24 protein-coding genes and 2 other annotated features are annotated in these 21,184 nt (G+C 37.4%); all 24 genes read left to right on the forward strand.

Annotated features, from left to right (window positions below):
* Positions 1-369 precede the first annotated feature (369 nt).
* Positions 370-831 carry a CtsR family transcriptional regulator gene (locus J7Q84_RS15450; RefSeq protein ID WP_209095703.1) on the forward strand — a complete coding sequence of 154 codons (462 nt, stop codon included), beginning with the start codon at positions 370-372 and terminating at the stop codon, positions 829-831.
* Positions 832-859: 28 nt separating this feature from the next.
* Positions 860-1,405, forward strand: a complete 546-nt coding sequence (gene mcsA / locus J7Q84_RS15455; RefSeq protein ID WP_209095705.1) for a protein-arginine kinase activator protein McsA — start codon at positions 860-862, stop codon at positions 1,403-1,405.
* Between the two features lie 4 nt (positions 1,406-1,409).
* Positions 1,410-2,498, forward strand: coding sequence for a protein-arginine kinase McsB (gene mcsB, locus J7Q84_RS15460; protein WP_209095707.1), 1,089 nt, complete (start codon positions 1,410-1,412; stop codon positions 2,496-2,498).
* A gap of 5 nt (positions 2,499-2,503) precedes the next feature.
* The gene (gene clpC, locus J7Q84_RS15465) at positions 2,504-4,939 is read left to right on the forward strand and encodes an ATP-dependent protease ATP-binding subunit ClpC (protein ID WP_209095716.1); all 2,436 of its coding nucleotides are present in this window, start codon (positions 2,504-2,506) and stop codon (positions 4,937-4,939) included.
* 102 nt (positions 4,940-5,041) lie between these two features.
* Positions 5,042-6,418, forward strand: coding sequence for a DNA repair protein RadA (gene radA / locus J7Q84_RS15470; RefSeq protein ID WP_209095725.1), 1,377 nt, complete (start codon positions 5,042-5,044; stop codon positions 6,416-6,418).
* 3 nt (positions 6,419-6,421) lie between these two features.
* A complete protein-coding gene (disA, locus tag J7Q84_RS15475) occupies positions 6,422-7,492 on the forward strand; it encodes a DNA integrity scanning diadenylate cyclase DisA (protein ID WP_209095734.1) in 1,071 nt (356 codons plus the stop codon).
* Between the two features lie 152 nt (positions 7,493-7,644).
* Positions 7,645-8,727, forward strand: coding sequence for a PIN/TRAM domain-containing protein (locus tag J7Q84_RS15480; protein WP_209095736.1), 1,083 nt, complete (start codon positions 7,645-7,647; stop codon positions 8,725-8,727).
* Positions 8,728-8,743: 16 nt separating this feature from the next.
* Positions 8,744-9,421, forward strand: a complete 678-nt coding sequence (ispD, locus tag J7Q84_RS15485; RefSeq protein WP_209095738.1) for a 2-C-methyl-D-erythritol 4-phosphate cytidylyltransferase — start codon at positions 8,744-8,746, stop codon at positions 9,419-9,421.
* Between the two features lie 11 nt (positions 9,422-9,432).
* Complete coding sequence (gene ispF / locus J7Q84_RS15490) at positions 9,433-9,909, forward strand: 2-C-methyl-D-erythritol 2,4-cyclodiphosphate synthase (protein ID WP_209095740.1); 477 nt, start codon at positions 9,433-9,435, stop codon at positions 9,907-9,909.
* A 153-nt stretch (positions 9,910-10,062) separates the two neighbouring features.
* Positions 10,063-11,520, forward strand: a complete 1,458-nt coding sequence (gene gltX, locus J7Q84_RS15495) for a glutamate--tRNA ligase (protein ID WP_209095742.1) — start codon at positions 10,063-10,065, stop codon at positions 11,518-11,520.
* A 48-nt stretch (positions 11,521-11,568) separates the two neighbouring features.
* Positions 11,569-11,795, forward strand: a binding site (T-box leader).
* 117 nt (positions 11,796-11,912) lie between these two features.
* Complete coding sequence (cysE, locus tag J7Q84_RS15500) at positions 11,913-12,557, forward strand: serine O-acetyltransferase (protein ID WP_209095744.1); 645 nt, start codon at positions 11,913-11,915, stop codon at positions 12,555-12,557.
* Position 12,558: 1 nt separating this feature from the next.
* Entirely contained in the window at positions 12,559-13,959 is a 1,401-nt protein-coding gene (gene cysS, locus J7Q84_RS15505) for a cysteine--tRNA ligase (RefSeq protein WP_209095746.1), read from the forward strand.
* 2 nt (positions 13,960-13,961) lie between these two features.
* Complete coding sequence (locus J7Q84_RS15510) at positions 13,962-14,381, forward strand: Mini-ribonuclease 3 (protein ID WP_247739312.1); 420 nt, start codon at positions 13,962-13,964, stop codon at positions 14,379-14,381.
* Positions 14,371-15,114: a 23S rRNA (guanosine(2251)-2'-O)-methyltransferase RlmB gene (gene rlmB, locus J7Q84_RS15515; protein WP_209095750.1), complete on the forward strand. Its 744-nt coding sequence runs from the start codon at positions 14,371-14,373 to the stop codon at positions 15,112-15,114. The genes J7Q84_RS15510 and rlmB overlap by 11 nt, the downstream gene beginning before the upstream one ends.
* A 2-nt stretch (positions 15,115-15,116) precedes the next feature.
* Positions 15,117-15,629: an NYN domain-containing protein gene (locus J7Q84_RS15520; protein ID WP_209095752.1), complete on the forward strand. Its 513-nt coding sequence runs from the start codon at positions 15,117-15,119 to the stop codon at positions 15,627-15,629.
* A 98-nt stretch (positions 15,630-15,727) separates the two neighbouring features.
* Positions 15,728-16,354: an RNA polymerase factor sigma-70 gene (locus J7Q84_RS15525; protein WP_247739314.1), complete on the forward strand. Its 627-nt coding sequence runs from the start codon at positions 15,728-15,730 to the stop codon at positions 16,352-16,354.
* A gap of 139 nt (positions 16,355-16,493) precedes the next feature.
* Complete coding sequence (gene rpmG / locus J7Q84_RS15530; protein WP_209095760.1) at positions 16,494-16,640, forward strand: 50S ribosomal protein L33; 147 nt, start codon at positions 16,494-16,496, stop codon at positions 16,638-16,640.
* 49 nt (positions 16,641-16,689) lie between these two features.
* Positions 16,690-16,872 (forward strand): preprotein translocase subunit SecE, encoded by a 183-nt coding sequence (gene secE, locus J7Q84_RS15535; RefSeq protein ID WP_209095762.1) that lies wholly within the window; start codon positions 16,690-16,692, stop codon positions 16,870-16,872.
* A gap of 117 nt (positions 16,873-16,989) precedes the next feature.
* Positions 16,990-17,523, forward strand: coding sequence for a transcription termination/antitermination protein NusG (gene nusG / locus J7Q84_RS15540; protein WP_209095764.1), 534 nt, complete (start codon positions 16,990-16,992; stop codon positions 17,521-17,523).
* A gap of 166 nt (positions 17,524-17,689) precedes the next feature.
* Positions 17,690-18,115, forward strand: a complete 426-nt coding sequence (gene rplK, locus J7Q84_RS15545) for a 50S ribosomal protein L11 (RefSeq protein ID WP_164464297.1) — start codon at positions 17,690-17,692, stop codon at positions 18,113-18,115.
* Positions 18,116-18,338: 223 nt separating this feature from the next.
* Positions 18,339-19,031, forward strand: coding sequence for a 50S ribosomal protein L1 (gene rplA, locus J7Q84_RS15550; protein WP_209095766.1), 693 nt, complete (start codon positions 18,339-18,341; stop codon positions 19,029-19,031).
* Between the two features lie 49 nt (positions 19,032-19,080).
* Positions 19,081-19,223 (forward strand) — a sequence feature (ribosomal protein L10 leader region).
* Between the two features lie 42 nt (positions 19,224-19,265).
* Positions 19,266-19,766, forward strand: coding sequence for a 50S ribosomal protein L10 (gene rplJ / locus J7Q84_RS15555; RefSeq protein ID WP_209095768.1), 501 nt, complete (start codon positions 19,266-19,268; stop codon positions 19,764-19,766).
* Between the two features lie 58 nt (positions 19,767-19,824).
* A complete protein-coding gene (rplL, locus tag J7Q84_RS15560) occupies positions 19,825-20,187 on the forward strand; it encodes a 50S ribosomal protein L7/L12 (protein WP_209095769.1) in 363 nt (120 codons plus the stop codon).
* A 97-nt stretch (positions 20,188-20,284) separates the two neighbouring features.
* The gene (locus tag J7Q84_RS15565; RefSeq protein WP_209095771.1) at positions 20,285-20,884 is read left to right on the forward strand and encodes a class I SAM-dependent methyltransferase; all 600 of its coding nucleotides are present in this window, start codon (positions 20,285-20,287) and stop codon (positions 20,882-20,884) included.
* The last annotated feature ends 300 nt before the right edge of the window (positions 20,885-21,184 follow it).

Below are 21,184 nucleotides of genomic sequence, written 5' to 3' on the forward strand. Positions count from 1 at the left end.
AAATTGACTGGTTTTTTTATTATAGTTATCTTCTTTTCTTCAGCATCGAATCCTCAACAGTAAACATGGATCCTACATTAATGCACAGCTCTTATTGTTAGAAAGTGCTCGACTTTATTTCATAGTAGTAAAATCCGTATACTCCATATATACATATCTAAACAGAATATATATTTTTTCTCCATAGATTTGCCATCATATTTATTTTCGCTGCACATAAATATAAAGTTACAGATTTCTCATTTTTATAGTATGAATCGTTATGAAAATTGGCTAGGCTATTGATGAAGTACAAATGAGTTGAAAAATTTTATAATACGTATATAATTATAGTCAAAGATAGTCAAAGTCAATAAAGGTGGAAGGTGAATGAGAAATATATCTGATATCATCGAACAGTATTTAAGAAAGGTTATTGACTTAAACGGAAATAACATAGCAGAAATCAAAAGAAGTGAAATTGCGAACAAGTTTGATTGTGTGCCGTCTCAAATTAATTATGTTATAAATACTCGTTTTACATTAGAACGCGGTTTTATAGTTGAGAGTAAACGAGGAGGCGGAGGATATATTCGCATTATTAAGGTGAATTTACATGAGGATATCCATCTAATTGAACAGATGCTTCGTATTATTAAGAATAGTATTTCTCAATTTAATGCTGAAAGTGTAATACAAACATTAATGGAAGAAACGGTCATTACCAGCCGTGAAGGTAAATTAATGCTTAGTGTACTTGATCGTTCCGTTTTATTAGCGGAGCTCCCATATCGGGATGAGCTACGTGCACGTATGTTAAAAGCAATGCTTACTAGCTTGAAATACAAATAAGTTTGTTGTAGTAAAGGTGGTGTGTTCTTTGATTTGTCAAGAATGTAAACAACGACCAGCTACTTTACATTTTACAAAAGTAGTAAATGGAGAAAAAACAGAAATCCATATTTGTGACACATGCGCTCAGCATAAAGGAGATATGTTCTTATCTTCTGGAAATCCTGGTTTCTCGATTCATAATTTATTAGCGGGGTTGTTAAATACAGAACAATCATTTGCCGACAAGAAAGTTAATGCATTCTCACAAAAGCCTATGCCGCAGTGTTCAAAGTGCGGGATGACGTATCAGCAATTTACGAAAATAGGAAAGTTTGGATGTTCTCATTGTTATAAAGAGTTTAAAGCTCAGCTTGAATCGATATTAAAGAGAGTTCATGGAGGAAATACCTTGCATAAAGGGAAAATTCCAAAGCGGATGGGAGGAAATATACACCTTCGCAAAGAATTAGATGAGTTAAAACAGATGCTTCAAAAACATATTCAGCAGGAGGAATTTGAACAGGCAGCAGAAATGCGAGATAGAATTCGAATTATTGAAAAGCAATTAAGTGCACATAGGGAGGAGGAATAGTTCCATGTCACTAGATCGCATCATTAATCAAGCTATTAGTCCATGGATGATAGAAGAAGGTCCAGCTTCAGATATTGTATTAAGTAGTCGAATTCGCCTTGCTAGAAATTTGCAAAACTATTCCTTTCCAACTTTATTTTCTAGTAAAGAAGCAAAAGAAATTATTGATATGTGCGAAGAGAAGCTTTCTTATCAACCGTTTCTTTCCTTTGGTAAATTAGAGTTGCTAAAGATGTCAGAAGTACAGCCGATTGAAAGGAAAGTATTGGTAGAAAAACATCTTATCAGTCCAGATTTGGCAGAGAATTCTTATTCCGGAGCTTGTTTATTATCTGAAAACGAGAAAATCAGCATAATGATAAATGAAGAAGACCATATACGGATTCAGTACTTAGCACCAGGATTTCAATTATCTGAAGCGCTGGAAATTGCAAATCATTTAGATGATTGGATTGAAGAAAAAGCAGAATATGCATTTGATGAAGAATACGGCTACTTAACAAGTTGCCCAACAAATGTAGGTACAGGTCTTCGTGCTTCTGTTATGATGCATGTGCCTGCATTAGTCTTGACTCAGCAAATGAAACGTATTATTCCTGCTATTAATCAACTTGGGCTAGTAGTGAGGGGCATGTATGGAGAGGGAAGCGAAGCTGTTGGTAATATTTTTCAAATTTCGAATCAGATTACATTAGGGAAATCAGAGGAAGAGATTGTTGAAGATTTAAAAAGTGTAGTTCAGCAGCTTATTGAGCAAGAGCGTTCTGCTCGAGAAGCTTTAATGAAGACCTCCCCTATTCCTTTAGAGGATAAAGTATATCGTTCCTTAGGGATATTGGTAAACAGCCGATTGATTGAATCGAATGAAGCAGCGAGCTGTTTATCTGATGTTCGCTTAGGAATTGATATTGGATATATCAAAAATATTTCTAAAAATATTTTGAATGAACTTATGATTTTAACGCAACCAGGCATTCTTACTCAATATGTGGGAGAGCCATTACGTCCGGAAGAGCGGGATTACCGCAGGGCGGCGTTAATTCGTGAAAGATTGTTGCTTGAGCAAGATAAAAATCATGGTGTAGGAGGCTGAAGAATATGATGTTTGGAAGATTTACGGAACGAGCACAAAAGGTATTAGCCTTATCACAAGAGGAAGCAATTCGCATTGGTCACAATAATATTGGAACTGAGCATATATTGCTTGGCTTAGTTCGTGAAGGAGAAGGAATTGCTGCAAAAGCATTAAGTGCTTTGGGACTAAGCCCTGAAAAAATTCAAAAAGAAGTAGAAGCATTGATTGGCAGAGGGCAAGATACATCTCAAACAGTACATTATACTCCGCGTGCAAAGAAAGTCATTGAGCTTTCAATGGATGAAGCTAGAAAACTCGGACATTCATATGTAGGTACAGAACATATATTGCTCGGTTTAATTCGTGAGGGTGAGGGTGTAGCGGCACGTGTATTAAATAATCTTGGTGTGAGTTTAAATAAAGCAAGACAACAAGTATTACAATTATTGGGAAGTAATGAGTCTTCTTCAGGTCATCAAAATGGCACAACAACAAACGCAAATACACCAACCTTAGATAGCTTGGCACGTGATTTAACTGTGATTGCTCGTGAAGGACGTCTTGATCCTGTTATTGGGAGAAGCGGTGAAATTCAACGGGTTATTGAAGTATTAAGTCGCAGAACTAAAAATAATCCAGTATTAATTGGTGAGCCTGGAGTTGGAAAAACAGCGATTGCTGAAGGACTTGCCCAACAAATTGTAAATAATGAAGTGCCAGAAATTTTACGCGATAAACGTGTTATGACCTTAGATATGGGAACGGTGGTAGCAGGTACAAAATATCGTGGTGAGTTTGAAGATCGTTTAAAAAAAGTAATGGATGAAATTCGCCAAGCAGGAAATATTATTTTATTCATTGATGAGCTTCATACCTTAATTGGAGCTGGTGGGGCAGAAGGGGCTATTGATGCTTCTAATATATTAAAACCATCATTGGCTCGTGGAGAATTACAATGTATTGGTGCTACAACATTAGATGAGTACCGTAAATATATTGAGAAGGATGCAGCCTTGGAACGTCGTTTTCAACCAATTCAAGTAGATGAGCCGACTTTGGAAGAAACTATTCTAATCTTAAAAGGATTACGTGATCGTTACGAAGCACATCATCGTGTTTCTATCACTGATGAATCTATAATTGAAGCGGTTAAGCTTTCAGACCGTTATATTACAGATCGGTTCTTACCTGATAAAGCTATTGATGTTATTGATGAGGCAGCTTCGAAAGTACGTTTACGTTCCTACACAACACCTCCGAATCTAAAAGAATTAGAGCAAAAGCTGGAGGAGGTCCGCAAAGAGAAGGATGCAGCTGTACAAAGTCAAGAGTTTGAAAAAGCGGCTTCTTTACGTGATACAGAACAACGTTTACGAGAGCAATTAGAAGATACGAAGCGAATTTGGAAAGAAAAGCAAGGAAAAGAAAATTCAGAAGTGACAGTAGAGGACATTGCTAATGTTGTATCTACATGGACTCGTATTCCTGTTTCAAAGCTTGCACAAACAGAAACAGAAAAGCTGCTTAATCTTGAAACAATTTTACATGATCGCTTGATAGGTCAAGAGGAAGCAGTTATAGCTGTTGCTAAGGCAGTACGACGTGCAAGAGCTGGATTAAAAGATCCAAAACGCCCAATTGGTTCATTTATCTTTTTAGGACCTACAGGAGTTGGTAAAACGGAATTAGCACGTGCCTTGGCAGAATCTATGTTTGGTGATGAAGATGCTATGATTCGTGTGGATATGTCAGAGTACATGGAGAAACATGCTACTTCCCGTCTCGTTGGTTCACCTCCTGGATATGTTGGATATGAGGAAGGCGGTCAGTTGACAGAAAAAGTACGCCGCAAACCATATTCAGTCATTTTATTGGATGAAATAGAGAAAGCACATCCCGATGTATTTAATATCCTTCTTCAAGTATTAGAGGATGGTCGTTTAACAGACTCTAAGGGACGTACAGTTGATTTTAGAAATACTATCGTCATTATGACATCGAATGTAGGGGCCAATACACTGAAAAGAAATAAATATCTCGGCTTTAATATTCAAGATGAAAGCCGTGATTATGCAGATATGAAAAATAAAGTAATGGATGAATTAAAGAAAGCATTTCGTCCAGAGTTTTTAAACCGTATCGATGAGATTATCGTATTCCATTCTTTAGAGAAAAAGCATATTAAAGAGATTGTTACTTTGATGGTAAATCAGTTAACAAAACGCTTGCAAGAGCAAGAGATGGAGCTATATCTAACGAATGCAGCCATTGAAAAAATTGCAGATGAAGGGTTTGATCCAGAATATGGAGCGCGTCCGTTGCGCAGAGCCATTCAAAAGCATATTGAAGACAGATTATCTGAGGAACTTTTGAAAGGTACAATTGAAAAAGGACAGAAAGTTGTACTTGATGTAGAAGGTGAATCATTTGTCGTTCAAAGCGTAGAAAAGGTAAAATAAGAAAAAGAAAAGAGGCTGATGTAGCCTCTTTTCTTATATTGTTACAATGGATAAACTTGGTAACATAAGGATAAGTATATATAATAAAGGATGGGCTGAAATATGGCGAAAAGAAAAACAAAATTTGTTTGTCAGTCTTGTGGCTATGAATCGGCTAAATGGATGGGAAAATGTCCTGGATGCGGTGCATGGAATACATTAGTTGAAGAGTTAGAAGCACAAACAACATCGAAACGACTGACATTTAATACAGGTTTGCAGTCTGAATTTGCAAAGCCTCGTCCTCTTATGGAAGTGGAAACGAAGCAGGAAGCCCGTATTTTCACAAGGTTTCAAGAATTAAACCGCGTGCTTGGGGGAGGAATTGTGAATGGTTCCCTTGTACTAATAGGAGGAGACCCAGGAATTGGAAAGTCTACTTTATTACTACAAGTATCGTCTCAGTTAGCAGATAGCTCATATAAAGTGTTATATATATCTGGTGAGGAGTCCGCAAAACAAATTAGATTAAGAGCAGATCGCTTAGATGTACAAAGTAATAACTTGTATGTTGTATCTGAAACAGATTTAGAATATATTTCAAAATATATCGATGAAGTGCAGCCTGCTTTCGTTGTGATAGATTCTATTCAAACTATTTATCTTTCGCATATTACTTCTGCACCAGGAAGTGTCTCCCAAGTAAGGGAGTGTACATCTGAGCTTATGAAATTGGCAAAGACAAAGGGTATTCCTATTTTTATTGTTGGTCATGTCACAAAAGAAGGGTCCATTGCAGGACCTAGATTATTAGAACACATGGTAGATGCTGTTTTGTATTTTGAAGGAGAACGTCACCATACATATCGAATTTTAAGAGCAGTAAAGAATCGTTTTGGTTCTACTAATGAAATTGGAATTTTTGAAATGAAGGAGCTTGGTTTGCAGGAGGTCTTGAATCCTTCAGAAATTTTTTTAGAGGAACGGCCTGTTGGAGTAGCCGGTTCAACGGTAGTTGCTTCAATGGAAGGGACACGTCCGGTTTTAGTAGAGGTGCAAGCCCTTATTTCTCCAACCAGCTTTGGAAATCCTCGCAGAATGGCAACTGGTATTGACCATAATCGAGTATCGCTTATTATGGCTGTGTTAGAAAAACGTGCAGGAATGTTGTTGCAAAATCAAGATGCATATTTAAAGGTAGCAGGAGGATTGAAATTAGATGAACCAGCCGTTGATCTTGCAGTTGCCTTAAGTATTGCTTCGAGCTTCCGTGATAAAGCTTCTGCACCAACAGACGTAGTAATTGGAGAAGTTGGTTTAACAGGCGAAGTGCGCAGAGTATCAAGGATAGAACAGAGGGTACAGGAAGCGGCTAAGTTAGGATTTAAACGTGCGGTGATACCACAAAAGAACTTAGGAGGCTGGACTGTACCTGACGATATTGAGGTAGTAGGTGTATCTAACATCGGAGAAGCTCTTCGATATACGTTAGGAGGATAGTAAATGGAGGAAAACAAGCAAAAAAAGAGTATTATCAATATTTTACAGCTCGTAGCTCCGGGTACACCTCTTCGTGAAGGAATTGATAATGTATTGCGTGCAGAAACCGGAGGGCTAATTGTTTTAGGCTATAACGATCAGATTAAAGGAATTGTAGATGGAGGGTTTCATATTAATTGCCCCTTTTCTCCTGCAAGTTTATATGAACTGGCAAAAATGGATGGTGCTATCATTTTGAATGAGACAGGGAGCAAAATTTTAATCGCTAATGCTCAATTGATGCCAGCTGCTGCAATTGATTCTATGGAAACGGGCATGCGTCATCGTACTGCAGAAAGGGTAGCGAAGCAAACAGGAAGTCTCGTAATAGCTATTTCACAAAGAAGGAATGTAATTACCCTATATCAAAGCAATTTACGTTATACATTAAAGGATATGGGAGTGATTTTAACAAAAGCAAATCAAGCGATTCAAACCCTTGAAAAATATAAGATTGTATGGAATGAAGGGATCACAAATCTTGGTGTATTGGAATTTGAAGAGGTAGTGACACTGTCTGAAGTGCTACATGTTCTTCATAGTGTGGAAATGGTTCTTCGTATAAAAAATGAAATCTTTAGTTATATCAATGAACTTGGCACAGAGGGAAGATTAATTCGTCTCCAGCTGACAGAGCTTTTGGCAGATTTAGAAGAAGAAGCAGCGTTACTTATTAAGGATTATCATTATGAAAAAACACAAGATCACTATCAAATCTTAAAAAAGCTGCAAGAGTTGTCTAACCTAGCATTACTGGAGGATACAGATATAATAAGGTTGCTTGGTTACCCAGGACAAATTAACTTGGAAGAGATTGTAATGCCAAGAGGATATAGGATTTTAGGGAAAATTTCACGATTGCCGCCGCTTGTCATTGAGAATTTGATTAACTGTTTCAAGAATCTTAAAGGTATTTGCAAGGCGACGATGGATGACTTAGATGAAGTAGAAGGAATTGGAGAAGTCCGAGCCAAAAAAATCCGTGAGGGGCTGAAACGAATACAAGAACAACTTTATATCAGCCGTCATAATTAAGAATATTAAATTCGTGTAACAAGATAACTAAATCCAACATTTCCAAAATGTGTTATGATATATTGGTAAGCAAATCATGAAAGTCTTTTCTGTTTTCTCATTCGACGTTTTCAATTGAAATAGACTGTCAATAATGAGTAGGAGGTGGTTGAATGTTAAAACGGGTTGTACAGATTTTCTTTCTAATCGTAGGCGGTACATTGGGTATTTTCTTTATACCCAAAGTTGTCAATCTGTTAAATGTCGGTTCTATAGGCTGGCTGGAAGAATCCTATGTTCGAGCTATTATCGGAGCGGCTATTTTATTTATTACTACATTTTGGTTGGTGGACTATATTGTTCATCTTATAAAATATGTTGAAGAAGCATTAGTAAAAGCACCTGTAACAGATGTGTTATTTGGAAGCTTAGGCCTCATTTTCGGACTTATATTAGCTTATTTACTTCTTTACCCTGTCAAGTATATTTCTATTCAAGTCGTAAGTACGGTTTTACCAATTTTTGTGACTATTTTGCTTGGATACTTAGGATTTCAGGTAGGATTTAAAAAACGAAATGAGCTTGTGACATTATTGCAAAGAGCAGGTAAAAAGAAGAATACAGAGGAAGAGCCGGAAAGCCGTTCTGCTAATTTTAAAATTCTAGATACCAGTGTAATTATTGACGGAAGAATTGCAGATATTTGTCAAACCGGATTTTTAGAAGGGGTTTTGGTCATTCCTCAGTTCGTATTAGAGGAACTGCAGCATATTGCTGATTCTTCAGATGCATTAAAACGGAACCGTGGCCGAAGAGGTTTGGATATTTTAAACAAAATTCAAAAAGAGCTTTCAGTTAAAGTTGAAATTTATGAAGGTGACTTTGAGGATATTCAAGAAGTAGACAGCAAGCTTGTAAAGCTGGCAAAGATTACAGGCGGTACAGTAGTAACGAATGATTTTAATTTAAATAAAGTATGTGAGCTGCAACGAGTTGCAGTCTTAAATATTAATGATTTAGCAAATGCTATTAAGCCAGTTGTTCTTCCTGGTGAAGAGTTGAGCGTTTATGTAGTAAAGGACGGTAAAGAGCATAATCAAGGAGTTGCATATTTGGATGATGGAACGATGATTGTTGTGGAAGATGGGCGTCAGTACATAGGTACACAAATTGATGTTCTCGTTACTAGCGTGTTACAGACATCAGCGGGAAGAATGATCTTTGCAAAGCGAAAACTGCTAGAAAAAGCATTGTAATATAAGAGGTATCCAAATGAATTACACATTAATCATTCCAGCAGCGGGACAAGGGAAACGTATGGGGGCAGGAAAGAACAAACTCTTTTTAGAAGTAGCCTCCATCCCGCTTATTGTTCACACATTAAAAGTGTTTGAAAGAGATATAAAATGTAAGCAAATTATACTAGTTATAAATGAACAAGAACAGGATATTTTTCGTCAGTTTATAGAAAAATACCGTCTTAACAAGAAAGTAATATTTGTTCCCGGTGGAGCTGAACGGCAAGACAGCGTATATAATGGCTTGATGAAGGTACAGGACGGAGAGTTTGTCATAGTACATGATGGGGCACGACCATTTGTAACCCAAGAGATTATTGATACTGTTTTGCATTCTGCTGAAGAGTATGAAGCAGCCATTTGTGCAGTCCCTGTAAAGGATACTATTAAACGTGTTCAAGACAGAACAGTTCAGGAAACAGTGGAGCGTTCCAGCTTGTGGGCGGTGCAAACACCACAGGCTTTTCGACTTTCTGCTTTAGTGGAGGCTCATGAACAAGCACGTCAGGAAGCGTTTCTTGGCACGGATGACGCCAGTTTGGTGGAACGGTTAGGTAAGCAGGTAGGAGTAGTAGAAGGAAGTTATTATAACATAAAAGTAACGACACCAGATGATTTACTGGTGGCAGAAAGTTTTTTGAAGAGAAGTTAAGGAGGGTAAAGATGTTTCGAATTGGACAAGGATTTGACGTACATGCTTTTGCAGAGGGGCGCCCGCTTATTCTTGGCGGGATTACTATTCCGTATGAAAAGGGATTGCTTGGTCATTCAGATGCAGATGTATTATTGCATGCCATTACAGATGCTTGCTTAGGAGCAATTTCTGCAGGTGATATTGGTAAGCATTTTCCCGATACAGATCCAGCTTTTAAAGATGCAGATTCGGCAATTTTACTTGAAAAAGTGTGGGAATTTGTGAGTGAAAAAGGGTATGAGCTAGGAAATGTAGATTGTACTATTATCGCTCAAAAGCCTAAAATGGCACCTTATATAGAAGAAATGCGTCATCGTATTAGTGAGTTATTGCAAACTCCTCTTGAAAATGTCAATGTAAAGGCTACGACAACAGAAAAGCTTGGATTTACAGGACGTGAAGAAGGAATTGCTTCTCAAGCAATTGTGTTATTGAAAAAAAAGTAATAAACTTATAAGGATAGAACTGGTGTTGGTGAGGAATTACTCACCGATGACTAGTGAAATTAACAGGCAGCCTACATTTTTTTGAGGAAACTTTACTGTCTGTCTATATGATATAAGCTTACAGTACACAAATTAAGACGGAAGGTGTCATCCATGTCAAAAAAAGTAAGATTACGTTATGCTCCAAGTCCAACAGGACATTTACATATTGGAAATACGAGAACAGCGTTATTCAATTATTTATTTGCCAAGCACCATAATGGTGATTTTATAATCCGAATTGAAGATACGGATTTAAAGCGTAATGTGCAAGGTGGAGAAGAGAGCCAATTAAAATATTTAAAGTGGCTTGGTATTGAGTGGGATGAAAGTGTCGATAAGCCAGGGAATTATGGTCCTTATCGTCAAACGGAACGCTTAGATATTTATAAGAAATATTATAATGAATTATTAGAACGCGGCTTGGCATATAAATGCTATATGAATGAAGAAGAATTAGAAGCAGAACGGGAAGAGCAAATGGGTCGCGGCGAAACACCTCGTTATTCTGGTAAGCATCGCAATCTGACTGAAGAAGAAATCCAGGCTTTTGAGGCAGATGGGCGTGTACCAAGTATTCGTTTCCGTGTTCCAGAAAATCAAGATTACACATTTCATGATATGGTAAGAGGTGAAATTACCTTTAATACAAACGAGATGGGTGATTTTGTCATCATTAAACGAGACGGCATCCCTACATATAACTTTGCTGTTGCTATTGATGATCATTTAATGGAGATTACCCATGTTCTTCGAGGTGAAGAGCATATCTCAAATACCCCAAAGCAACAGATGATTTATGAGGCGTTTGGTTGGGAACCTCCTCAATTCGGTCATATGACGTTGATTGTAAATGAGAATAGAAAGAAGTTAAGCAAACGTGATGAGTCGGTTCTTCAATTTATTTCACAATATGATGACCTTGGGTATCTACCAGAAGCATTATTAAACTTTATTACATTACTTGGCTGGTCTCCGGTAGGAGAAGAAGAAATTTTCACAAAAGAACAATTCATTGAAATGTTTGATCCGGCTCGTTTATCAAAATCTCCAGCTGTATTTGATACACAAAAACTAAAATGGATGAACAACCAGTATATTAAAAAGCAAGATGTAAACCGTGTAATAGAGTTAAGCTTGCCTCATTTGATCGAAGCTGGTTTAGTGAGTGCTAATATGGGCGAACAAGAGAGTGCTTGGATTCATGATTTAGTGGCGTTGTACCAAGATCAAATGAGTTATGGTGCTGAAATCGTGGAGTTATCTAAAGTATTCTTTAAAGAACAACTGGAATATAATGAAGAAGCACAAATGGTGCTGAATGAAGAACAGGTACCAACAGTATTGAGTACATTTGCAGCTCAGCTTGAAACACTTGAAATATTAACGGCAGATGCTGTACAATCAGCTATAAAAGCAACACAAAAACAAACTGGTCAAAAGGGTAAAAAACTATTTATGCCGATTCGAGTTGCAACAACCGGGCAAACACATGGTCCTGACTTACCAAAAGCAATTGCTTTACTTGGTAAAGATAAAATAATGACTAGGATTGCTGCTGTTATTGATTAACTTTTTGCTGAAAACTGTAATATACTAACAGTATTATAAAAATCTATATAAAAAGCGACGAGAAGGAGAAGTAAAAAATTTTCCTCTTTCCAGAGAGAACCACCTTCGGCTGTAAGTGGTTTAAGAGAAAATTTTTGAAATGCACCTTTGAGCCTTCTACTGAACTCGGAGTAAGTAGAAGCGGTGGAAAGCCGTTATGCAAAATTAAGTTGAGGTGAAGGTAATTTATTCATCTAAACAGAGTGGAACCGCGCTTAACCCAAGGCGTCTCTGTCTTCATGCAGAGACGCCTTTTTGTTGTTTATTTCTTTTGTAATGCTTATATAGATACTATAGAACCTTGCTACAATTATCAAAGAGCCGATTATATAAAATTAAAAGGGGGAAAATGTATGTTTAAGAGACTTCAGGAGGATATAGAAGTCGTCTTTGAACAAGACCCGGCGGCAAGAAGTTATATAGAAGTTATTCTGACATATTCTGGATTACATGCATTGTGGGCTCATCGAATAGCTCATGCATTTTATAATTGGCGGTTATTTTTTATCGCTCGTGTGATTTCACAAGTAAGTCGCTTTTTTACAGGTATTGAAATTCATCCCGGTGCTAAAATTGGGAGAAGATTTTTTATTGACCATGGTATGGGAGTGGTTATAGGAGAAACCTGTATTATTGGAGATAATGTAACTATTTATCAAGGTGTTACATTAGGTGGTACAGGAAAAGAGAAGGGAAAACGCCATCCTACAATCAAGGATAATGTGTTGATTGCCACAGGTGCTAAAGTGTTAGGTTCTATTACTGTGGGAGAGAATGCCAAAATAGGGGGAGGATCAGTCGTACTGAAGGAAGTACCCCCAAACTCTACAGTAGTTGGAATTCCAGGGCGAGTCGTTATCCAAGACGGGGTAAAAGTTGACAGAGACTTAAACCATTCAGATCTCCCGGATCCTATTGCAGATAAATTAAAAGCTATGGAAATGCAATTAACACAGTTAAAAAAACAACTTGAGGATTTAAGAGAAAGGAAAGATTAACATGACTATTTATCTCTATAATACGCTAACTCGTCAAAAAGAAGAGTTTAAACCGATTGAAAAAAATAAGGTAAAGATGTACGTTTGCGGCCCTACTGTATATAACTACATTCATATTGGAAATGCACGTCCAGCTATAGTGTTTGATACTGTCCGTCGTTACCTTGAATATAAAGGGTATGAAGTACAATATGTATCTAATTTTACCGATGTAGATGATAAATTGATTAAAGCAGCGAACGAATTGGGAGAAGATGTTCCTACGATTGCAGATCGTTTTGTTAAGGCGTATTTTGAGGATGTAACGGCACTTGGCTGCAAGCGTGCAACGGTTCATCCGCGTGTAACAGAAAATATGGATATTATTATTGAGTTTATTCAGCAATTGATTGAAAAAGGATACGCATATGAATCCGCTGGAGACGTCTATTATAAAACAAAGGAATTTAATGAATATGGGAAATTATCTCATCAATCTATTACGGAACTCCGTTTAGGAGAGCGTATCGAAGTAGGCGAAAAGAAACATGACCCTTTAGATTTTGCTCTTTGGAAGGCTGCTAAAGAAGGAGAAATTTATTGGGAAAGTCCATGGGGAAAGGGGAGACCGGGCTGGCACATTGAGTGCTCTGCAATGGCTCGAAAATATTTAGGAGATACTATAGATATACATGCCGGCGGTCAAGACTTGGCGTTCCCTCATCACGAAAATGAAATTGCACAATCTGAGGCGTTGACAGGAAAAACCTTTGCAAACTATTGGATGCATAATGGATATATTAATATCAATAATGAGAAAATGTCTAAGTCACTAGGTAACTTTGTATTAGTACACGACATTATTAAACAGTATGACCCGCAGCTTATTCGTTTCTTTATGTTATCAGTGCATTATCGTCATCCTATTAATTTCAGTGAAGAGTTGTTACAAAGCACCAAAAATGGATTGGAGAGAATTAAAACATCCTATCAAAACTTGAAGCATCGTATGGAAGCAAGTACGAATTTGACGGAGAATAATGACATGAAGATAGCAGGAATTCTAGAGTTCCGTCAAAAATTTGAAGCGGCAATGGATGACGATTTTAATACTGCGAATGCTGTTACTGAATTGTATAATTTGGCTAATCATGCAAACCAATATTTATTAGAAAAGCATACATCAAAAGAAGTCATTGAAACATACCTGAATGAATTTGAACAGTTATTCATAGTACTAGGAATGGAATTAAATGAACAAGAGGAACTGTTGGATGAGGATATAGAAGCTTTGATTCAAAAGCGTATTGAAGCTCGTAAAAATCGTAACTTCGCCTTAGCTGATCAAATTCGAGATCAATTGAAGAGCCTTCATATCATTTTGGAGGATACGCCGCAAGGAACAAGATGGAAAAGAGGATAAACATGACGAAACTAGATGTAAGGCAACTGAATAGTTTGGCCTTGGCTTACATGGGTGATGCGGTGTATGAGCAATATATCCGTCATCACCTTTTATCCAATGGGAATATTCGACCTAATCAGTTGCATCGTTTAGGAACACATTATGTTTCTGCAAAAGCACAAGCAGCAATTATTCATTATCTCTTAGAAAAGAGTTCTTTAACAGAAGAAGAGCATGCAGTAGTGATGAGAGGACGAAATGCAAAATCAGGTACTATCCCTAAAAATACAGATGTGCAAACGTACCGATACAGTACAGCATTTGAGTCTCTGCTTGGCTATCATTATTTATTGCAAAATCAAGAAAGACTGGAAGAACTTATCTCATCGGCTATATCAATAGTAGAGGAGAAGAAAGGAAGCAATTCAGATGAATCATGAATATATTATCGGACGTAATCCTGTAATGGAGGCAATACGCTCCGGACGGGACATTAATAAAATTTGGGTAGCGGAAGGCTCGGCAAAGGGACAGATACAAACATTACTGCAACTTGCTAAAGAAAAAGGGGTAATCGTTCAATTTTCCCCTAAAAAGAAATTAGATCAGCTTGCAGAGGGGAACCACCAAGGCGTAATTGCTCAGGTTGCAGCATATCAGTATGCTGAATTAGATGATTTATTTTCCTTAGCTCAAAAACGAAATGAGGAGCCATTCTTTTTATTATTAGATGAAATTGAAGATCCTCATAATCTTGGTTCTATCATGAGAACAGCAGATGCATCAGGGGCTCATGGTATTATTATTCCTAAGCGACGAGCGGTAGGCTTGACAGCAACGGTAGCCAAAGCTTCCACTGGAGCTATTGAGTATATCCCTGTAGTTCGTGTCACTAACCTTGCTAGAACTATTGAAGAATTAAAAGAACGAGGCGTTTGGATTGCAGGGACGGATGCAAAGGGAAAAGATGATTATCGAAATCTGGATGGAACAATGCCAATTGCTTTAGTAATAGGAAGTGAGGGTAAAGGAATCAGTCGTCTTATTACGGAGAAGTGTGATTTTCTTGTTCGTTTGCCGATGGCTGGGAAAGTCACATCCTTAAACGCTTCAGTTGCTGCAAGCTTGTTAATGTATGAGGTATACCGAAAGAGAAACCCTTTGGGTGAGTAATAATGAAAGATATTTTAATTGTGGACGGCTACAATATTATCGGTGCGTGGGTCGAATTGAAAAAACTCAAGGAATCAGACTTGCAAACAGCACGGGATTTGCTTATAGATAAAATGGCTGATTATCAAGGATATACGGGGACAAGAGTTATCGTTGTATTTGATGCACACTTTGTATACGGGATAGAGAAAAAAACAAAACAATCTAAAGTAGAAGTTATTTTTACAAGGAAAAATCAAACTGCAGATGAGAAAATTGAACAACTTGCGATTGAGTTAAAAAAAATTGATACTCAAATTTATGTAGCTACATCAGATTATACAGAGCAATGGGCAATCTTCGGACAAGGTGCTTTGCGAAAGTCAGCGCGGGAACTTGAAATTGAAGTACAGGGAATGGAAAACAATGTACGAAATAAAATTAAGAAGGAATTAGAGCACAAGCTAGGATTTCGATCATTATTTAGTAAGGAAATTACAGAAAAATTAGAAAAATTAAGGCGAGGGGAGCGTTGACTTATTGACGCTCCTAAAACCCTTGCTGTATAATGTTGACTATCTAAACAGTGTTCGGGGTGATAAGTGTGGAATCAGACTTCTTAAGTACAAGCAACATGAAATTTCGAAGTTTAGAGGATGAGGAAGTAGTAGAATTGGTTCGCAGGGGAAATATAGAAGCGCTGGAGTACCTAATTAATAAGTACAGGAATTTCGTGCGTGCAAAATCAAGGTCTTATTTTCTCGTGGGAGCAGACCGAGAAGATATCGTTCAAGAAGGTATGATAGGATTATTTAAGGCCATACGCGACTATAAAGAAGACAAGCTTTCTTCATTTAAAGCTTTTGCCGAACTTTGTATTACTCGTCAAATTATTACGGCAATTAAAACTGCAACCAGACAAAAGCATATCCCTTTAAATTCGTATGTTTCATTGGACAAGCCTATTTATGATGAGGAATCTGATCGAACACTACTAGATGTTATTTCTGAAGCAAAAGTCATGGATCCTGAAGAAATGATCATTAACCAAGAGGAATATGTAGACATAGAACTTAAAATATCAGAATTATTAAGCGATTTAGAAAGGAAAGTACTTTCTTTATATTTAGACGGACGTTCCTATCAAGAGATTTCAGAACTGTTAAATAGACATGTGAAATCTATAGATAATGCTTTGCAGCGTGTTAAACGGAAGTTGGAGCGTTATGTAGAAATGAGAGAAAGCACAACCTTTCATTGACATTAGCTTTTAATCTATGGTACGCTTTTGGAGATGTGAAAGGCATATTTATGCATTTGTCACGGTGCAAAAGCGGTAGATTTATGTCTCATACATGGTTCACAAGAATCATAGTTATGTATTCAAGGCTGGTGTGGAAATGAGAAAAAAGGTTATTCTTGCTTGTGTTGATTGTAATGGCAGAAACTACTCGACGATGAAGAATCAAAATTCTTCAGAACGTTTAGAGATGAAGAAATTTTGCAAAGCATGCAACACACATACTATCCATAAAGAAACTAAATAAAATTTCATTAATAGATCTTGTAACTGTAATAAATATTGGGGGTTTCCGCATGCGACGTTTGACAAATTTTTTAGGTGATGTAGCTCGTGAAATGAGAAAAGTCAGTTGGCCAAAGAGAGGCGAATTGTTTCGTTCTACATTGACTGTACTTACAACTGTAGTTTTTTTCGGTGTTTTTTTTGCAGTTATTGATTTAGGTATTTCTAGATTGATTCGTCTAATTATTGAATAACGAGCACTTATACATGGTATAATGATGAATACAATAACCAAAAAACCCGGTTCACGGGTTTTTTAATTTGAGCAAAAATTGGATTTTCAGGGAGGGAAGGACAGTAGTCCTATTTTTATGGAGAAAAACTGGTATGTTGTACATACGTATTCTGGATATGAGAATAAAGTAAAAGCGAATTTAGAAAAACGTGTAGAATCTATGGGAATGCAAGACAAGATTTTCCGTGTAGTAGTACCGGAAGAAACAGAAGTGGAAATGAAAAACGGTAAAGAAAAAGTAACTAAGCGTAAAGTGTTTCCGGGTTATGTTCTTGTAGAGATTATTATGACTGATGATTCTTGGTATGTGGTACGCAATACCCCTGGTGTCACAGGATTTGTTGGTTCTGCGGGTTCCGGTTCTAAGCCAACACCTTTACTGAGTGAAGAAGTTGCAGTTATTTTAAAACGTATGGGAGTAGAGAGTGAGAAGGTAGACTTTGATTTTGAGATGCATGAAACTGTACGAGTAAAAGAAGGTCCATTCGCAAATTACACAGGTGCAATTGAAGAAATTGATACAGAAAAGCAAAAGGTTAAAGTACTTGTTGATATGTTTGGACGTGAAACGCCGGTAGAGCTAGATTTTTCCCAAATCGAAAAATTATAAATGAAAAACTTGAAATTGCCGTTGAAAAGTGTTAATATCTTTTAAGTCAGTATGTCTTCGTATTGCGGAGGCTTTTATTGAAATATTTGTCTCACTATATGTGAGATGATTTGAGTGGGAGGGCAAAGCCCATTTACCACATCACGGACTTAAGGAGGTGTGTCTCGTGGCTAAAAAGGTAATTAAAGTTGTAAAATTACAAATTCCTGCAGGTAAAGCAAACCCAGCTCCACCGGTTGGTCCGGCACTAGGACAAGCAGGTGTTAACATTATGGGATTCTGTAAAGAGTTTAACGCTCGTACAGCTGACCAAGCTGGTTTAATCATTCCTGTTGAAATTACGGTATTTGAAGACCGTTCATTTACTTTTATTACAAAAACTCCGCCTGCTGCTGTTCTTCTTAAAGTAGTAGCTGGAATCCAGTCTGGTTCTGGTGAACCAAACCGTAATAAAGTAGCGACTGTTAAGCGTGATAAAGTTCGCGAAATTGCTGAACAAAAAATGCCTGACTTAAACGCTGCAAGCGTGGAAGCTGCAATGCGCATGGTTGAAGGTACTGCACGTAGCATGGGAATCGTTATCGAAGACTAATTCTGTTGCAGTTTTGGTGGATAGGAAGGTTGCGGGTATAGAACTATAACTCTCGCAACCTTTATTATCGTCACTCACACTAGTATTTTCACGATGATCGTTTTATCGATAGAGGGCGCGTGCCCGTCCGAGACCGGTAACAAAACACGGCTGAAATCCACATATTGGAAGGCTCAATCGTGGGAGGTTATTCCGCTAAAACCACATAAGGAGGAAAAATACAATGGCTAAAAGAGGTAAAAAGTATCTAGAAGCTGCTAAGCTAGTAGATCGTATGTCTACTTACGCGATTGCAGAGGCAATCGAGTTAGTAAAGAAAACTAACACTGCTAAATTCGATGCGACTGTTGAGGTTGCTTTCCGTTTAGGCGTAGACCCTAAGAAAGCTGACCAACAAATTCGTGGTGCAGTAGTTCTTCCACACGGTACTGGTAAAGTACAACGTGTATTAGTATTCGCTAAAGGCGAAAAAGCAAAAGAAGCAGAAGCTGCTGGCGCTGATTTTGTAGGAGATAGCGACTATATCAACAAAATCCAACAAGGTTGGTTTGATTTCGATGTAGTAGTAGCAACTCCAGATATGATGGGTGAAGTTGGTAAACTTGGTCGTGTATTAGGACCAAAAGGCTTAATGCCAAACCCTAAAACTGGTACAGTTACATTTGATGTAACAAAAGCAGTTAACGAAATTAAAGCAGGTAAAGTAGAGTACCGTGTAGATAAAGCTGGTAACATTCATGTTCCTATCGGTAAAGTATCTTTCGAAGATAACAAGCTTGCTGAAAACTTGCAAACAATTTATGATGCAATGTTAAAAGCTAAGCCATCTGCTGCAAAAGGTACGTACATGAAGAACGTAACTGTAGCTTCTACAATGGGACCTGGTGTACGCGTAGACGTTTCTACTTTTGCATAAAAATTGGAAGTTGACTTAATTAAAAAGTTTTTATATAATCAAACATGTTGTTAATTCAATAGATGTACCGTAGACAGTAGGTGCTTTTAAGGCTTAATTTCCTACCGAGGTGTTAATTATAAGGAACGGATTTATTCTGTGATTATAATACCTCCATGTCTTCTGTAAGAGTGGAGGTTTTTTTACGCCGCACTTTCGGTATCGGTACAAGACAGACCTACAGGAGGTGTAATGATGAACAAAGCAGTTGAGGCTAAACAAGAAGTAGTATCTGAAATTGCTGGTAAACTACGTGAAAGTAAGTCAACTATCGTTGTTGATTACCGTGGCTTAACAGTTTCTGAAGTGACTGAACTTCGTAAAAGCTTACGTGAAGCGGGTGTTGAGTTCAAAGTATACAAAAACACTTTAACTCGCCGTGCAGCTGAGCAAGCAGAAGTAGCAGATCTTAATGCGTACCTAACAGGGCCGAATGCGATTGCATTCAGTAATGAAGATGTAGTTGCTCCTGCGAAAGTATTAAACGACTTTGCGAAAAAGCACGAAGCTTTAGAAATCAAAGCAGGTGTTATTGAAGGTAAATTGGCTTCTAGTGAAGAGGTTAAAGCGATTGCTGAACTTCCATCTCGCGAAGGTTTACTTTCTATGTTGCTTAGCGTTCTTCAAGCTCCAATCCGCAACCTTGCTCTTGCTACAAAAGCGGTTGCTGAACAAAAAGAAGAACAAGGTGCTTAATTTAGAACCTTTCATCTTATGTTATTAATAAAAAGCGAAAAATAAGGAGGATATTCAAATGACTAAAGAACAAATCATTGAAGCGGTTAAAAGCATGACTGTATTAGAACTTAACGACTTAGTAAAAGCTATTGAAGAGGAATTCGGCGTAACTGCTGCGGCTCCTGTAGCTGTTATGGCTGGTGGCGGTGCTGCTGCTGTTGAAGAGCAAACTGAATTTGATGTAGTACTTGCTAGCGCAGGCGCTCAAAAAATCAAAGTTATCAAAGTTGTTCGTGAATTAACTGGTCTTGGCTTAAAAGAAGCTAAAGAACTTGTTGACAACACTCCAAAAGCAGTTAAAGAAGGTGCTTCTAAAGAAGAAGCTGAAGAAATCAAAGCTAAACTTGAAGAAGTTGGAGCAGTTGTTGAAGTTAAGTAATTTAACTTGTGCTGCATAAAAAAGCTCGCTCTAGCGCGAGCTTTTTTTTTACCTTTATAACGGTGTTACTAAATGTTCCGTAGGAAAGAGGGGTTTTATGGCAGATCATTACTTTTCCGACAATCCAATAAGTAGAAGTGAACGAAAAAGATGGAATTATGATTTGAAAGGATATACCTTTACTTTCCTTTCAGATTATGGTGTGTTTTCAAAAAACGAGGTGGATTTTGGATCTCGATTATTGATTGAGACATTTGTTGAACCAGAAGTTAAGGGAGATTTTTTGGATGTGGGTTGTGGATATGGTCCGATCGGTCTTTCGCTTGCAAAAGCATATTCTCTAAGAAACATTGATATGGTAGATGTAAACGAAAGAGCGATGGAACTAACGCGGGAGAATGCGGCTTTGAATCACATAAATAATATTTCGGTTTTTCGAAGTAATGTGTATGAAAATGTTGAAAGGAAGTATGCTGCGATCTTATCGAATCCCCCTATCCGTGCGGGAAAGCAAGTTGTTCACCAGATTTTAGAGGAAGCTAATGAATATCTTGTTCCTGGAGGAGAGCTTTGGATTGTTATTCAAAAAAAACAAGGAGCTCCGTCCGCTCTTGCGAAAATGGAAGAGGTATATGGAACCGTTGAAGTGGTAGAAAAGAAAAAAGGATATTATATCATAAAATCAAAAAAACGTTGACGGTTATTTTTGGTTATGTTAACATTATAAAATGCCAATGTGCGATTTTCTATAGTTAGTATATAATGTATAATTTTGTCTAACTTAGGAAAAGATAGTAAAATCAGTAGAGCGTTAAACAGAATGATGGTTTTCTTATAGAAGCCATTTTTCTTTTTTGCGTAAAAAGCAGGAAATACTTTCAAATTACTTATAAGGACAATTTGGTGGATGTTTATAATTTTTAAAATTATGTATGCACCGGGTTTTCTTTATCTCATGACTCCACACTAGCTTTCTGGTGTGATTATAAAACTCTTG

The organism is Bacillus sp. 165 (genome assembly GCF_017742235.1).
GTDB lineage: Bacteria > Bacillota > Bacilli > Bacillales > Bacillaceae_G > JAGHKQ01.